This window comes from Symploca atlantica LB2515 (assembly GCF_052546295.1).
The window spans coordinates 2,399,959-2,413,994 of sequence record NZ_JBQWMT010000001.1; the positions used below are offsets into that span (position 1 = coordinate 2,399,959).

Below are 14,036 nucleotides of genomic sequence, written 5' to 3' on the forward strand. Positions count from 1 at the left end.
AAATAAAATTGATGAACTCAGCAGCTAAGTCACTCTCCTCTGCATCTGGTAATCACTGCACTAACCTGGATATTATCAATGCACGACTGTACTGTTCTCAAGAGTTGCAGCAGATCAGGATAGATCAGCAGGGTAGAATTGCTGCGATCGCATCCATGGATAGTGTCTCTGCTAGAGAGGGGAGTCGTGAATCATCCACTATTGATGTTGCTGGGGATTGGGTGTCTTTGGGTGGTGTGGATTTGCAGATTAATGGGTCGCTGGGGTTGGCGTTTACTGATTTAGAAGAGGAACATATCTCAAAGCTTGAGGAAATTTGTCGATTTTTGTGGCATCAGGGGATAGATGCTTTTTTGCCAACTTTGGTGACTACTTCTGTAGAGAAGATTCAGCGATCGCTTGCTGTCTTGGCTGAGTTTAGGGCATCTCAGGAGCAGGAGCAAGCGGCGGCGATTTGGGGTGTTCATTTAGAAGGACCGTTTCTCAATCCCCAAAAGCGTGGCGCGCATCCAGAGGAGTTTTTATTACCGCTGACGATTGACAACGTAAAGTTGATTTTGGGGGATTGTGCAGGGCTTGTCAAGGTAATGACTCTGGCACCGGAATTAGACTCAACTGGCGAGGTGATTGCTTATTTACGTTCTTTGGGTATTACTGTTAGTTTAGGTCACTCTTTGGCAACTGCTGCCCAAGCTGAACAAGCTTTTACTCTCGGGGCGTCGATGGTGACTCATGCTTTTAATGCTATGCCGGGATTGCATCACCGAGAGCCGGGATTATTGGGGGCTGCTCTTGTCCATCCTGATGTTTATTGTGGCATGATTGCCGATGGCCAGCATGTTTGTCCGGCAATGTTACAGTTACTGCTGCGGGCTGGTTGTTATGAGCAAGGGATTTTTCTCGTTAGTGATGCTTTGGCACCTATCGGATTAGCTGATGGTGTTTATCCTTGGGATACGCGGCAAATTGAAGTGAAAAATGGTACGGCAAGGTTAGCTGATGGTACTTTGTCGGGGACAACACTGCCGTTGTTGGTGGGGGTAGAGAATTTGGTGCAGTGGGGGATTTGTGGAGTTGAGCAAGCTATTGCTTTAGCTACAGAAGCACCTCGTCGTGCTCTTGGTTTACCGGGAGTTGCAGTTGGACAAGCTGCTAATTTGTTGCGTTGGCGTTGGCATGAAACAACCGGAAAGTTGAGTTGGCGACGTTTGACACGATCGAATCCGTGCGGGTTTTCCGGATAAATTTTGAATCTAGCGGAATCTTAGGAGAAGCACAGCCAATAAGATTAACGCAGTAGAAAAAATGGTCGATCCAACATACTCAAGCAATCAATGGTCTCCACAAGTAGGTAAAGAGACAGAAAAGCTGCTAAAACACAAACTTCCTGACGATCCTGAAAGCCAAGCTAGGGTAAAAGATGAGGCACTGGCAGTAATGAGGCAATGTATTTCCCCTACCTCTCTTGGTGGTAGTAAAACAGGCTTAGTTATTGGATACGTGCAAAGTGGCAAAACGTTGAATTTTACCACTGTCACAGCTTTGGCTTGTGACAATAGTTACCGAATAGTAATTATCATTGCAGGAACTAAAACCAACTTACTAGATCAATCAAACAAAAGGTTGATCAAGGATTTACAAATAGAAGAACGGCAAGATTGGAAGTGAAAGAACTTTGAGAATCCACGAAAGGAAACTGATTTGCCCAATATTGAGAGCCTGCTTAAGGCATGGGAAGATCCCCTAGTGCCAGAAGCAGAGAAGCAAATAGCGCTTTTAAGTGTGATGAAGCAGAAAAATCACCTCCAAGCTTTAAAGGAACTACTTGAGGATATCAACTTAGAAGGTGTCCCTGTACTCGTAATTGATGACGAGGCAGATCAGGCAGGGCTGAATAACAAAATCAATAAGGGTTCAGTGAGTAGTTTATACCGTCACCTCACTGAAATTCGGAGGTCGTTACCTAGCCACACCTTCCTACAATACACTGCGACACCACAGGCACCACTACTAATCAACATTACCGATGTACTTTCACCAGACTTCGTTGAACTACTTAAACCTGGTGCAGCTTATACGGGCGGGAATGAATTTTTCCGTAATCGTCCAGACCTCGTCAAAACTATTCCTGATCAGGAAATTTCCACTAAAAATAAGCCGCTTACTGAACCGCCCAACTCTTTCTTGTCTGCAATGATGGTCTTTTACCTGGGAGTAGCATCCGCTTACGTCCTGAATGAACGTAAGGGTAATAATAGATCAATGATGGTTCATCCATCACGAGAAACTGACCCACATGGAGACTACTTTAAATGGGCTAAAAAGGTAAAAGAGAAATGGGAAAATTTGAATTTTAGTGTAACAGACTCAGCCCCGCAAAATTTACGGAAATCTTTTAAAAAAGCCTACGATGAATTAGAAAAAACCGTCTTAGATTTACCGTCTTTTGAGAAGCTTATTGAGGTACTTCCACGCGCAATCCGTGATACAAACATCCAAGAAGTCAACTCAGTCCGAGGTAAGACACCATCAATTAATTGGAAAAATGATTATGCCCACATCCTTGTTGGCGGACAGGCAATGGATCGAGGATTTACGGTCGAGGGCTTAACTGTAACCTATATGCCCAGAAGCGTTGGTGTGGGAAATGCAGATACTATACAGCAAAGAGCTCGTTTCTTCGGCTACAAGAAATCCTATTTGGGATATTGTCGCGTATACCTAGAAAAAGATGTGCAAGACGCTTATAAAAAGTATGTTGAGCATGAGAAAGATATTCATAGACAGTTGAGCGATTATCAAGGAAAACCTTTTTGACACTCTCCGTCCTATAAGTGCGGAGATTCTTTGTTCATAGACCCAACTTGCTTTAACAGGATTTCTCCAATCAAAGTAGAGGTCGAATCTCCCAAAGCGTTCGGGTTGATGACCCAAGTTCCCACATGCCCTGTGGTACTCAAGGCTGATTTCAGGATGTTGATAGCGGCGTTCCAGTCTCTATCTAACACGAACCCACACTGACAAATATGGGTTCTCATCGATAGGGACTTTTTGACAAGAGTGCCACAACTAGAGCATTTTTGCGAAGTGTAGGAAGGATTAACCGCAATAGTTATCTTGCCAAACTTAACCCCGAAATACTCTAGCCACTTCCTGAATTGATACCAACCTGCATCATTAATAGATTTGGCAAGACAATGATTTTTAACTAAGTTTCTAATCCTCAAATCTTCATAGGCTACCAAATCGTTAGATTGGATTACGCAACGCGCCAGTCTTTTGGCGTGTTCTTCACGTTGCCTACTTATTCTGAGGTGTACTCGTCCTAGTCGATTAATGGCTTTTTTACGGTTGGCTGGCTCCTTTTTTCTTGCGAGAAACACGGCGTTGTCTAAACCTCAGCCGCTTCTCGCCTGTTCGATAAAACCTAGGATTAGCTTCAGTGTGTCCATTGCTATCGGTGTAGAACTCTTTGAGTCCAACATCTAATCCAATAGTTTTACCTGTTGGGTTAATGTCTACTTTGTTCTCGGCACTTACCAAGAACTGAACATAGTACCCATCGGCACGACGCACTAACCTAACTCGTTTTATCTGTTCTAATGGGACTTAGACAGATTTCAAGCCCAAACAAAGCCCAAAGCAGCTTTGTGAGCAAAGAATACGTCCCGATTGTGGTTCAACCACTCCATAAAACGGAAAGACATCGCTGTCCGAAACGCCTCTAATGCTTCAGTAAAGGTGTTTAAAGGTTTCGATGCCCAACGCCGTCTTAATCCTCCGGTTAAAGTGTGCCATAAAATAAATGTATAGGCACAAAACACAAGCATGAAATGTCTTATCAGGCTTCTATAATCTCTGACTTGATATTCAGATAAACCCAACCAGCCTTTGGCTTCCCGATAGAAAACTTCTACCCAATTTCTTTGAGAGTAGGTAGTTACTATCCAATCGGCTGTGGCTTTTGTTGATTCAACATTGGTAATAAAATAGTCAACATCACTAGCTTGGTCGAAGGTTGAGGCATTCATGACGATAGCAATTGTTCTCTTTCCTTCAAGCTGTGAGAGTTCAACTTCTACAGGAGCCACCCAAACGGTTTTCAGTTTATCTAGATTGATTTGAACAGGGGTAAAATCTTTTGGCGACAAGGATTCGGCTAACTTATCTAGGCGAATCTCTTCTCGTTGACTTATCCCTATTTCAATTATCACCTTACGGTTTTTGGCTAATCCTCCTATATACTTGAGTTTCCTTTTTTCCAGTTCCAGCAAAAACGTTGTGTTATTTCCATACCCAGCATCAATTAATACGATACCCGGTCGATATCCTCTGTTCATGCTGCGGTCAATTAATGCTAAGCCTAACTCCGGCTTTTTCTGGAATTCAATATCTTTTTTCCTTCAGCTAAAGAACTAGCGTGTTGAGATAACTCTATATCTAACGGTAGGCTTTTTTCCCATCATATAGATGAGTTGTTACCACTACTATTCCGTTGTCTGTCTTCCCGATTTCTCCAATGTACTGTCGTCCTACTCCCGCCGTGAAATTGCCACTTTTCCTATGTCCTGAGTCATCTACAATTAACGTGAATCCTCTACTTATTCGGGTTGGGCTACACTGATTCATCACCAGTAGACGCCGCTCATTTACCTGTTGAGCATTCCAGGGGGCTTCCGTTAAAAAATGATGTAATCGGTGGTAAGTCACTCCCACCGCGTTATCCGCCATTTGAGACAGGTTTTTTCCTTCACTTTCCCCTAATAATCCCCCAATATAGTTCCTAAACTCCCTTTTTTGCGCTTGATGTCTCCAGACATCATCAAAGCGTTTGCACCATCTATCGAAGCAAGGAGGCATGGCGGCGGGGGTTGTCTCTTTCCTGTCTTACACTCTAATGTCAAATGGCTGCCATGCCTAAATTATACCTTTATTAACTCTTTATTTTCGTTTAAGTCCCGCTAACTGGTAGTAGTTTAAATCCCACGTCCCTTTGAGTTTAAGCTTGCCAATCCCTTTCTTATCCGTGAAAGTGATTTGTTTTCGGGTGGCAGAAAGCGACCATCCTGAAGTTTTGTACTTTCGAGTGATCGACAATTTTTCTTAAACGTTGGATAGCCTTTCTTCCCTGGAATAGCCTTCTTACAATTGCTGTAGAACCGAGCAATAGCGCTATAGGCTCTTTCAACTGCAACCTGACAAGCATGAGAGTTCAAGGCTTTCACGAATTGAAACTCAGCTCTGGCTTAGTGTTGTAGCGATACAGCTCTTTTTGTCCTACACCTCGATTATCCATCCAGTGACGGATAACTTTGTTGCGGACGAATTGAGCGGTTCTAATCGCCTCATCTATAGCAGCGTATTGAGTTGTTTTTCCCTTAGCCTTGAACTCTAAGACAATCATTTGACGTGGAAAAACCTACATCAAAAACATATCATAAACAAAGTCCCCCTGGAAGGGGGAGGCTTGAATCCCATTATTTTCGGTCAGATTGGAAGCGTACTTTTTTGCTGGACACAAAGCTAAAGCCAACGCGAAAGGATGTACTAAACTTACCTGGTATGAGAGTTGACTTTAGTGCTAAATGGTACGCTCCAGTCTATCCTCATGAGTCTGAAGATGCTAAAGAGGAAAACTGGAAAGTTATCAATAGCTTTCTGTCAAAGTTAACCTGGACAGAAAAAAAGAAATTTGAAAAACATTTTTTTGCGAGTGATATCTCACTTCAAACAACATTTGAAGAATTTATATGTAAATTTATTACATTTTATCCGGTGGATTCACAAAAATTTACGGGACTAATGCTACAGGTGAAGTGTTATTTAGAGGAAAAACCTGATGAACTATGCGAAATTTATTTTATGGATGGAGGGAAGCCTCGCCAAAGAACTATTCCGAAAAACAATAAACTAGATCAATCGAGGTTTTTTCAAGGAAGAGCAGAAGACTCAGAAAGATACCCAGGAGATAGAGAGATTAAAGCGCGTGATAAGTTGACAATTCAAGTCCACAACCTTAATCTCGATGTGGAAGCTGAAAATAAAAAGATCTCAAATGTCCCTGTAATTGCTATATGGGTTCCCAAACAAATGAAGGGTAGTTGGTATAGTCAAGAACCAGGCGGTGTTTGATAAAGCTTTTTCCCCAATGAACCAGATTAGCTAACACCCAGTTGAGAGGCGAAAGCTTAGTAAGGCAGCATACTTGCAGGCATTCCCAGCCGGATGTTATAGGTACCCCATGGATTTGGCCTAGCTTTATCGCAAATCTTATGATTCACCGATCCACTACAACTGGTAAAGTAATTAACCGTGCCAACCCCCTGATTAAACCCAAATTTATGAACGTAGTTGATGATAAAACCGTTGTTAAAGAATACTTTAACGCCACGGGCTTTGACCGCTGGCGGCGGATTTACGGCGATGGTGAAGTCAACAAAGTCCAGCGAGATATCCGCAAAGGACACCAGCAGACAGTAGATAGCGTCCTTAGCTGGCTGCAAGCAGACGGTAATTTGGCTGGTTTATCTATCTGTGACGCTGGTTGTGGCGTGGGTAGCCTCAGCATTCCCCTCGCCCAAGCTGGTGCTCAAGTTTTTGCCAGCGATATCTCCGAGAAGATGGTGGGGGAAGCCAAAGAAAGAGCTGAAAATACTTTAGGCAACATAGACAATATTACCTTTGCCGTGCAGGATTTGGAAGCATTGAGCGGCAAATATCACACGGTTGTTTGCCTGGATGTCTTGATTCACTACCCCCAAGACGAAGCAGCCAAAATGATTACCCACCTCGCCTCTTTGGCAGAATCTCGCCTGATTCTCAGCTTTGCTCCCAAAACTTTCGCCCTGAGTATTCTCAAGAAAATCGGCGAGTTTTTCCCTGGGCCAAGTAAAACCACCCGCGCTTATCAACATCGTGAAGCTGAAATTGTCAACATCTTGGAAAGTAAAGGCTTTTTAATTGATCGCTTTGGCATGACTAGCACTCGTTTTTACTACTCTTCCATCCTGGAAGCTATCCGTAAATCAGAGTAGAATTACGGCAAAATTAACAAAATAGCAATCCTAGATGAATCATTTAGGACTGCTAGATCAGCCAAAACTTTTATGAAGCTGAAAAAACTAGCTGCGGGTGTGTTGTTAACTGTAGGATTTATCCTCTTAATAGTGCCAGCCGTGGTACTAACCAAGAAAGATGTCACCCCCGAAGATAAGCTTGATGCGATAGGCGGTTTGGTTTTCGGTTTCCCAGCAGCACTCTGGGGTGGGTGGCTGGCGTGGAGTCTTCATTGCCAAGGTAAACAGGAGATAAGCGATCGCCTTCATGCCACTTTTTACAGATTACTCGAAGAAGGCCAGGGGCGAATTACAGTAATGCGTTTTGCCATGGAAGCACAGCTATCTGAAGCTGCGGCTAAGCACTATCTAGATGAGAAGGCTAAAGGGTTTGATGCTAATTTCGATGCAACTGAAGAGGGCGGTATCCTCTATCATTTTATTCTTTAAGGAGATAGAGGCAAATTGATCACTAGAATTTTCCTATTTCTTGCCGCCCTTCTGGGTGGACTCTCGGTGGCTGCTGGTGCCTTTGGTTCTCATGCCCTCAAAGAAAAATTAAGCGATCGGGCAATGGAAATTTTTCAAACAGGCGCTCGTTACGAAATGTACCACGCTCTGGCACTGCTACTAGTGGCGCTGCTCTTAAGTCGTGCTGAGACAGGGCAAACACCACTAGTAATCGCTGGATTTGCTTTTTTGGCTGGAATCGCTATTTTCTCAGGTAGTTTGTATGCTCTAAGTCTAACTGGCATTAAATGGCTAGGAGCGATCGCACCACTAGGAGGATTAGCATTTTTTGTCGGCTGGGGATGTTTAGCGATCGCTGCCTGGAGTTTCAATTAACCATTACCACGGTTAATAATAGTACCCTGACCAGTAAGTTATTTGCTATTACTGGGTGAAGTTTGAGGATTTTGCTCCATCGGGAGTTGCTCTTGCCTGAATAAATCTTCACTGATTTTCAGGATGTTATCTGTAGAGGAACCCTCTGTGTTGAGTAACAATTGAGTTTCTCTTTCACACAGGCATCTTCCTTCCTCAAAAAACCGTTGAGAGGCTGTCTTACCCAGCAAGTCATTAACTCGGAACACGTTTCTTTCTGGTTCCAACGGCTGCGGAGTAATAAATGGAGACGACGAACCGTTAAATTCAGGCTGAGCCTGAACACTAGAAATTGTTTCACTAAGTAATAAAATCAGCAGCAAAACTAGGCTGATAACTGGAGGCAAGTAAGCTTGTGCTTTATCAAGGATGGGTTTCATTTTTCTACCCTCCTATGTCAATTGAAATTATCCTATCTACTACTATTCTAGTACTACAATCATCTGTCTACCAATTAATTGAACTGAAATCAAATCCAGAACTCTGAGACATTTAGCTCTCCTTACTGATTGATACTGCAATTAGTTTTTCTTGTACTGTATATGTGCAGAAAACTTAACCGAAGCAATTAGGCAGTGATTCCTGCCCACCCCAGAGAATTACTACTAGCAAATTCAAAACGAATCGGATTTAAATCCCAAGCTTTAAAATCTGGTGCTAATCGAATCAGCTTTTGTAAGATATCGTCGTTAATCCACAATACTAAGGGAAAGGGGAACTGTTTGCGAAATTCATCTCGCACTAAGTTTGTAGCACTTAATACTTGCTCAATTGCCGTCACTGATTCTAGGCCAAAGACCATTAATGCTGGCGGAAGTGGCTCTTCAACCGCGTTTAGAATACTTGTAAACAGTGTTTTGATAGATGAATTCACGACCACTTTCTGAATTCTGACTGAGGATATTTCTTGCAATTTCTCAACCACTTGCAGCCCTAACATTGGACTTTTGCTGCATACCAAAATTAGGGAAAACTGCCCTTGAGATAGGCTAATTGCTCTAGCTAGTCTGACCAGCGATGTGTTATCTTTCATAGCCAGATCTTCGGACTCATGCTCGATAGTCATAGCAGAATACTATATAACTTTTTAAATTGTTGAGATGATAAGTTAGTTTTTGTAACATCTCTACGGCGAGATTAGCTTTGGCTAATAAGCCAATATACAACTACAGTCTCCTGATCTAAAAATCCGCACTAGCTGAGGGAGAAATTAGAATAGTGGCACAGATATCCGAATTGATCTCATCTATCTACAGGCTGAAGTGTCTTAATCCAAAAGGTTTCCCACGGCTGGGATGGTTGAGCAAAGAAATTTTCGCGTTATCGTAAGCTATTGATTTGAGTACCGATGAAACAGTTTGTCCAAAGCTTTTTAAAATTCTGTATAGCTAGGCAGATCATTGTGAGGCGTGGCTTTAGGCATCAGGTTAGGCCAATTTTCCTGATAATCCTAGGCGTAGTAATCGTGGTTGGCAAGTCAACCACTGCTGAGGCTCAAACGAAGTTCAATGACATTGCAGGACATTGGGCGCAACCTTGCATTGAAAAACTAGCACAGCAGGAGATCATTAGTGGTTACGCAGATGGCAGTTTTAAGCCCAATGCACCTGTGAACAGGGCAGAATTTGCAGCAATACTCAATCAAGCTTTTCCGGAAGCACCAGAGGTGCGCAGCGAGGAAAAATTTAGTGACGTCCCTACTAGCTACTGGGCTAGCAATGCGATTCGCAAAGCTTATCAAACAACATTTCTCAGTGGCTATCCCGGTGGTGTATTTAGATCAACTGAACCGATTACTCGTGTACAGGCATTAGTATCTTTAGCTAACGGCTTGAAAATGCAACCCCTTGAACCACCCACGAAGATTTTAAAGGTTGCTTTTACTGATGCTAGAGAGATTCCTGAATATGCCCAAAAAGCGATCGCTGCTGCTACAGAAAATCAACTAGTTGTTAATTACCCAGAGATTCAAAGATTCAACCCCAATCAGCCAGCAAGTAGAGCTGATGTGGCTGCTTTTGTGTGTCAAGCTACTCAAACTACCGGTTTGGTATCCTCACAATACATTCCTCAAGTAGGAATACCGACAGCTAATTTGACAACTGAATTACGAGGAGTATGGTTGACAAATATAGATAGTGATGTGCTGTTCTCAGCTAACAAAACAACTAAGGCTCTGCAAAGCCTCAATGAGTTAAATTTCAACACCGTCTATCCAACTGTTTGGAATTGGGGTTATACTCTCTATCCTAGCCAAGTTGCTCAAACGGTGATTGGGCGCTCTCTGGATCCAGAACCGGGATTACAGGAGCGAGATGTTCTCAAAGAAATTGTTGAGCAGGGACATCAACAAGGTATGAGAGTGATCCCCTGGTGGGAATTCGGTTTTATGGCTCCTGCTGGTTCTGAATTAGCGCAACGCCATCCAGACTGGCTTACCCTCAATCAACAAGGCAAAAAAATATGGCTCGAAGGTATCCATAAGCGCGTTTGGCTGAATCCCTTCCGGCCGGAGGTACAACAATTTATCCAGGATTTAATTCTGGAAGTTGTTAGTAATTATGACATTGACGGTATCCAGTTAGATGACCACTTCGGCTTACCTTCTGAGTTTGGCTATGATCCCTTTACTGTGCAGTTGTACCAACAAGAACACCAAGGTAAATCTCCCCCAGCCGACTCTCAAGATGCTGAATGGCTGCGCTGGCGCGCTGACAAAATTACTGATTTCCTCAATCAGGTGTTCCAAGAGGTCAAAAACCGTAAGCCGGATGTTATTCTCTCGGTTTCTCCCAATCCACAGCGTTTCTCTTATAGTTTCTTTTTAGCAGATTGGCAAAAGTGGGAACGTCTTGGTTTGGTAGAGGAACTAGTTGTACAAATTTATCGAGATAGCTTTAGCACTTTTATCTCGGAATTGGAGCAACCGGAACTAAAAGCAGCACGCAGTCATATTCCTGTAGGTATTGGCATTCTAACTGGTCTGAAAAATAGATCCGTCCCGTTCTCACAAATCCAGAGGCAAATTGAAGCAGTACGACGCCGAGGATTTTCTGGTGTTTCGTTCTTCTTCTACGAAACTTTGTGGAATATTAGCTCAGAACCTTTGCAGCAGCGACAGAATGCTTTGGGAGCAATCTTCCCCATACCTGCTGAACCCCCAGAACTCTTAGCCAACGAAAAGCCTTCCAGTTGAGTGGGTATTCCTGGAAGTTCTTGATTACCAAGTCTGACTTACAAAGAATCAGTGATTAGATAGACTGCAGGCAAGGCTTCCCCCCAATGCCGTTTATCCTTGCTAGGTGAAGAAGCACCCGAATCAAGCTTAATCATTGAACCTGATGTATTGGTTCGGTAGAGCCAGCGTTGTAGTCCACCAGCAACAGCAACTTGCCAACCGGGAACTTCCATCTTGGTGCATAAAGCTTCAGACTCACCCAGTCCCAGGCAGTTATCTGTCCAAGTACGCCTTTGAGCATCTACAATACTGAGGGCGTCAGTTGGTAACCCAGACTGTTGTGAAGCATCTATTAGTACTGCATTAAGGACGGATTCTGACAAGGTAGCCTTAGATTCAGAGTGGTAAATTCCCTCTGTGGAATTTGGGGGTATCTGTCCAACACTGAGGTACAAGATGCCCGTAAACGCCAATGCCTGCATAATGAGACTAGGCTGGATCGCTTTAATCGAAATTTTCGCTGCTGTTGCAGGACTGTTATTGTTGATGTTTTGCATCGCAAGCTTCGCAAGTGGGTGCTTCAATCTAAGAGCGTACTAATTGATAGAGCGCAGCACCCCAATGCCGAGCTAACCCGGATACTTGGCTAAATTTCTACCCGTAGCTGCAATATTCGTTGCATTGGTAGAAGTTTTGAACCCGGATGTGAGATTACTTCCAGATAGCATTTCCTAAACCAACACAAGGGGAGCCTACAAAATAGTAGGCTCAACGACTTTGTCAAGGTAGGAAAATTTGATGAACAGCGGCTAATCCACCGTTGCACTCGAAGAAGTACTGGCTGCAAACCCATAATTTTCTGAAGGAGGCTAGACGCTTTCACCTCAGTAATTGGCTTCTAATGGAAACCGTCGGTTCTTTTCCAGAACCCGCGTCGGACCCCCGACCTACCAATTTGTATGTTGATTTGTTCCCTATTATAACTATTAAAACATGGAGACGCCATTATACCATTACATTTTCTTATATTTATCAAGATTCAAGCAAGATTGAGTTCTCCCCCGCTGGAGTTAACGAGGGATTAGTTACCAATAGAACTCAATTTTTAGATGCCTCTGGGTTCGACTTGCTCAAGTTAACCGAAGAGTGTCTCACGAATAGACAGCAGATTTTTGTAACTTTGTATCTCACCAGGTGCTTGTTTGAGAACCTCAGCAAAATTATGCGCTCTGACTAAGTTATTCCTCAGCACCTGTAGAGCTTACAAATAAGTTAGTCTACTCTTCTTAGGTAATTAAGTCGGTTTGAAAGTTGAAGTTTGCAGGTAGCAAGTGAAACAAACACACAACTTGCCACCGCATCCTCAACCGCCAATTCCTAAACTCCCTGCTAACCCAGGAGACAAGGGGATCAGCGTGGCTACCATCAAAAACAGTGCTAGCAATGCTAAAACCGCTCTGGTATCGTCTGGCTCTGTAATTTCATTAAGACTGGGACGCTCCGCGCCGCGCTGTAAGAAAAGAATCACAATTGCCCAGTACAAAATAAGCGGATTGGCGGGATTAAGCAAAGCAACAATTCCCAAGAGAATTAATGTGGCAATGGTGGTGCGTCGAGCAGTTTTACGTCCGTAAATTGCCTGGACAATTCTTCCTCCATCCAGTTGACCTGCTGGCATCAAGTTTAAGGCTGTAACCACTAAACCTAGCCAACCAACAATGGTTAGGGGATGGACATCAACTATTGTCTTTTGCAGGGAAGCCCCAAGGAAAAGCTTTGCTAGACCTCCTACGAGGAAAGAACCACTAAAAAACTGAGCTGGTATTTGGAAAAGACTGCCTTCATGGGAAAGTAACAATCCCATAATCAGCATAACCAGGGAAACAATGCCACCAAAAGCTGGTCCGGCTACAGAAATATCAAACAGTGCTGCCCGATGGGGTACTAAAGATTCAAAGCGGGTGATGGCACCAAAAGAGCCGATTTGCAGGTTGGGAATGAAAAAAGGCAAGCTGAGGCGTACTTGGTGACGCTTTGCTTGCCACCAGTGACCCAGCTCGTGAGCAGTAAGAATTGTCCAAACCCCTAAACTAATCGGTAGTGCCTCTCCAAACCGCTCTGGAGTGTCAAAGAAATCGAATTTAAGTAGTAAACTAACTGCTTCTATACTGGTGATAATGGTCGCAATCAGCAGAACAACTGCCAGTATTTTTTGGGATAAAGTTGAAGGCTGTGGGTCGTTGCTACTGGGAAGAACAATGATCACGGGTTTACCTTCTGGGCCATCAACTAAAAATAGTCGGTAGCGATCTCCACATCGCTCCTCTAAAGCAGTTGCTAGACGAGAATAAACTGCCTCTGGTTCTGTTCCCCGGAGATTGCCCTTAAAAATCACTCCTTCCTGATAGGGAATTGTTTCTGTCGCAAAGAAAGTATCAATGCCAAAGATCCCCTGGATCATTTTGAGGTCTTCTTCAGGAATAGGAGCTACCTCAGTCTTGATAGGATTAGTGCCAGTTGACTCCTCCTTGAGCTTTTGAGTAGTTAAATTATCTGACTGATTCTCCTTTAGATTTGGGGTCTCAGGAGAATCTTGTTTGTCTTGGAGCAGCTTTTTAACCCGATCCTGTAATAGAGCATCTTGACCAGCAGCACGTAAAAGCCTGCCTAAGTAGATGTATAAACCTGCTGAGGCGACTAACAAAAAGAGAATGCCAACTATATTCAAGTAAATACCGGCGGCAAATAAACCAAAAAATAATAGCCAGGGAGCCGTCAAGACGACTGACTGCAACCAGGCTAAGATGCCCAGTTTGCCGTAAGAGCGGGCGCGGTTGAAACCCCAACCCAAGACGCCAATAGCCACCAAGATGATTAAAACAGTTGCAGTAGTCTCTGATCCATTAAACATTTTTTAG

General features: G+C 43.5%; 12 protein-coding genes and 3 pseudogenes. 8 read left to right on the forward strand and 7 right to left on the reverse strand.

From position 1 onward, the window contains the following. Positions 1-11: 11 nt before the first annotated feature. The 3 genes from nagA to ACT7WV_RS10055 all read left to right on the forward strand — a co-directional run bounded on the left by nagA (position 12) and on the right by ACT7WV_RS10055 (position 2,817). The gene (nagA, locus tag ACT7WV_RS10045) at positions 12-1,244 is read left to right on the forward strand and encodes an N-acetylglucosamine-6-phosphate deacetylase (protein ID WP_445102774.1); all 1,233 of its coding nucleotides are present in this window, start codon (positions 12-14) and stop codon (positions 1,242-1,244) included. Between the two features lie 61 nt (positions 1,245-1,305). Then, on the forward strand, positions 1,306-1,668 hold the full coding sequence (locus ACT7WV_RS10050) for a hypothetical protein (protein WP_445102775.1): 363 nt from the start codon (positions 1,306-1,308) through the stop codon (positions 1,666-1,668). Positions 1,669-1,701: 33 nt separating this feature from the next. After that, a complete protein-coding gene (locus tag ACT7WV_RS10055; RefSeq protein ID WP_445102776.1) occupies positions 1,702-2,817 on the forward strand; it encodes a Z1 domain-containing protein in 1,116 nt (371 codons plus the stop codon). 11 nt (positions 2,818-2,828) lie between these two features. Here the strand turns inward: ACT7WV_RS10055 and ACT7WV_RS10060 are convergent. The 3 pseudogenes from ACT7WV_RS10060 to ACT7WV_RS10070 all read right to left on the reverse strand — a co-directional run. Further along, positions 2,829-3,603, reverse strand: a pseudogene (locus ACT7WV_RS10060) (RNA-guided endonuclease InsQ/TnpB family protein); the annotation flags it as partial. 17 nt (positions 3,604-3,620) lie between these two features. Beyond that, positions 3,621-4,860 (reverse strand): annotated as a pseudogene (locus ACT7WV_RS10065) (IS701 family transposase). A gap of 87 nt (positions 4,861-4,947) precedes the next feature. After that, a pseudogene (locus ACT7WV_RS10070) lies at positions 4,948-5,404 on the reverse strand (RNA-guided endonuclease TnpB family protein); the annotation flags it as partial. Between the two features lie 5 nt (positions 5,405-5,409). Here ACT7WV_RS10070 and ACT7WV_RS10075 point away from each other — a divergent pair. The 4 genes from ACT7WV_RS10075 (at position 5,410) to ACT7WV_RS10090 (ending at position 7,901) form a co-directional block, all read left to right on the forward strand. Continuing rightward, positions 5,410-6,132 (forward strand): hypothetical protein, encoded by a 723-nt coding sequence (locus tag ACT7WV_RS10075; RefSeq protein ID WP_445102777.1) that lies wholly within the window; start codon positions 5,410-5,412, stop codon positions 6,130-6,132. A gap of 209 nt (positions 6,133-6,341) precedes the next feature. Continuing rightward, complete coding sequence (bchM, locus tag ACT7WV_RS10080) at positions 6,342-7,034, forward strand: magnesium protoporphyrin IX methyltransferase (RefSeq protein ID WP_445105616.1); 693 nt, start codon at positions 6,342-6,344, stop codon at positions 7,032-7,034. A 72-nt stretch (positions 7,035-7,106) separates the two neighbouring features. Further along, entirely contained in the window at positions 7,107-7,505 is a 399-nt protein-coding gene (locus ACT7WV_RS10085; protein ID WP_445102778.1) for a hypothetical protein, read from the forward strand. An 18-nt stretch (positions 7,506-7,523) separates the two neighbouring features. After that, entirely contained in the window at positions 7,524-7,901 is a 378-nt protein-coding gene (locus tag ACT7WV_RS10090) for a DUF423 domain-containing protein (RefSeq protein ID WP_463424241.1), read from the forward strand. Between the two features lie 38 nt (positions 7,902-7,939). On the opposite strand, the gene ACT7WV_RS10095 is transcribed toward ACT7WV_RS10090, so the two are convergent. After that, a complete protein-coding gene (locus ACT7WV_RS10095; RefSeq protein ID WP_445102780.1) occupies positions 7,940-8,320 on the reverse strand; it encodes a hypothetical protein in 381 nt (126 codons plus the stop codon). A gap of 188 nt (positions 8,321-8,508) precedes the next feature. Further along, positions 8,509-9,006, reverse strand: coding sequence for a hypothetical protein (locus ACT7WV_RS10100; RefSeq protein WP_445102781.1), 498 nt, complete (start codon positions 9,004-9,006; stop codon positions 8,509-8,511). Between the two features lie 399 nt (positions 9,007-9,405). Between ACT7WV_RS10100 and ACT7WV_RS10105 the strand changes: the two genes are divergently transcribed. After that, complete coding sequence (locus tag ACT7WV_RS10105) at positions 9,406-11,136, forward strand: glycoside hydrolase family 10-like protein (protein WP_445102782.1); 1,731 nt, start codon at positions 9,406-9,408, stop codon at positions 11,134-11,136. Positions 11,137-11,174: 38 nt separating this feature from the next. Here ACT7WV_RS10105 and ACT7WV_RS10110 read toward each other — a convergent pair whose 3' ends face one another. Continuing rightward, on the reverse strand, positions 11,175-11,675 hold the full coding sequence (locus ACT7WV_RS10110) for a hypothetical protein (RefSeq protein ID WP_445102783.1): 501 nt from the start codon (positions 11,673-11,675) through the stop codon (positions 11,175-11,177). Positions 11,676-12,481: 806 nt separating this feature from the next. After that, positions 12,482-14,029, reverse strand: coding sequence for a site-2 protease family protein (locus ACT7WV_RS10115; protein WP_445102784.1), 1,548 nt, complete (start codon positions 14,027-14,029; stop codon positions 12,482-12,484). Between the last annotated feature and the right edge of the window lie 7 nt (positions 14,030-14,036).

What these genes read in the sequence shown, in the direction of transcription:
- ACT7WV_RS10115 (WP_445102784.1), bottom strand. Translation starts at nt 14,029, where the DNA reads ATGTTTAATGGATCAGAGACTACTGCAACTGTTTTAATCATCTTGGTG.
- ACT7WV_RS10095 (WP_445102780.1), bottom strand. Translation starts at nt 8,320, where the DNA reads ATGAAACCCATCCTTGATAAAGCACAAGCTTACTTGCCTCCAGTTATC.
- ACT7WV_RS10100 (WP_445102781.1), bottom strand. Translation starts at nt 9,006, where the DNA reads ATGACTATCGAGCATGAGTCCGAAGATCTGGCTATGAAAGATAACACA.
- ACT7WV_RS10110 (WP_445102783.1), bottom strand. Translation starts at nt 11,675, where the DNA reads ATGCAAAACATCAACAATAACAGTCCTGCAACAGCAGCGAAAATTTCG.
- bchM (WP_445105616.1), top strand. Translation starts at nt 6,342, where the DNA reads ATGAACGTAGTTGATGATAAAACCGTTGTTAAAGAATACTTTAACGCC.
- ACT7WV_RS10085 (WP_445102778.1), top strand. Translation starts at nt 7,107, where the DNA reads ATGAAGCTGAAAAAACTAGCTGCGGGTGTGTTGTTAACTGTAGGATTT.
- nagA (WP_445102774.1), top strand. Translation starts at nt 12, where the DNA reads ATGAACTCAGCAGCTAAGTCACTCTCCTCTGCATCTGGTAATCACTGC.
- ACT7WV_RS10050 (WP_445102775.1), top strand. Translation starts at nt 1,306, where the DNA reads ATGGTCGATCCAACATACTCAAGCAATCAATGGTCTCCACAAGTAGGT.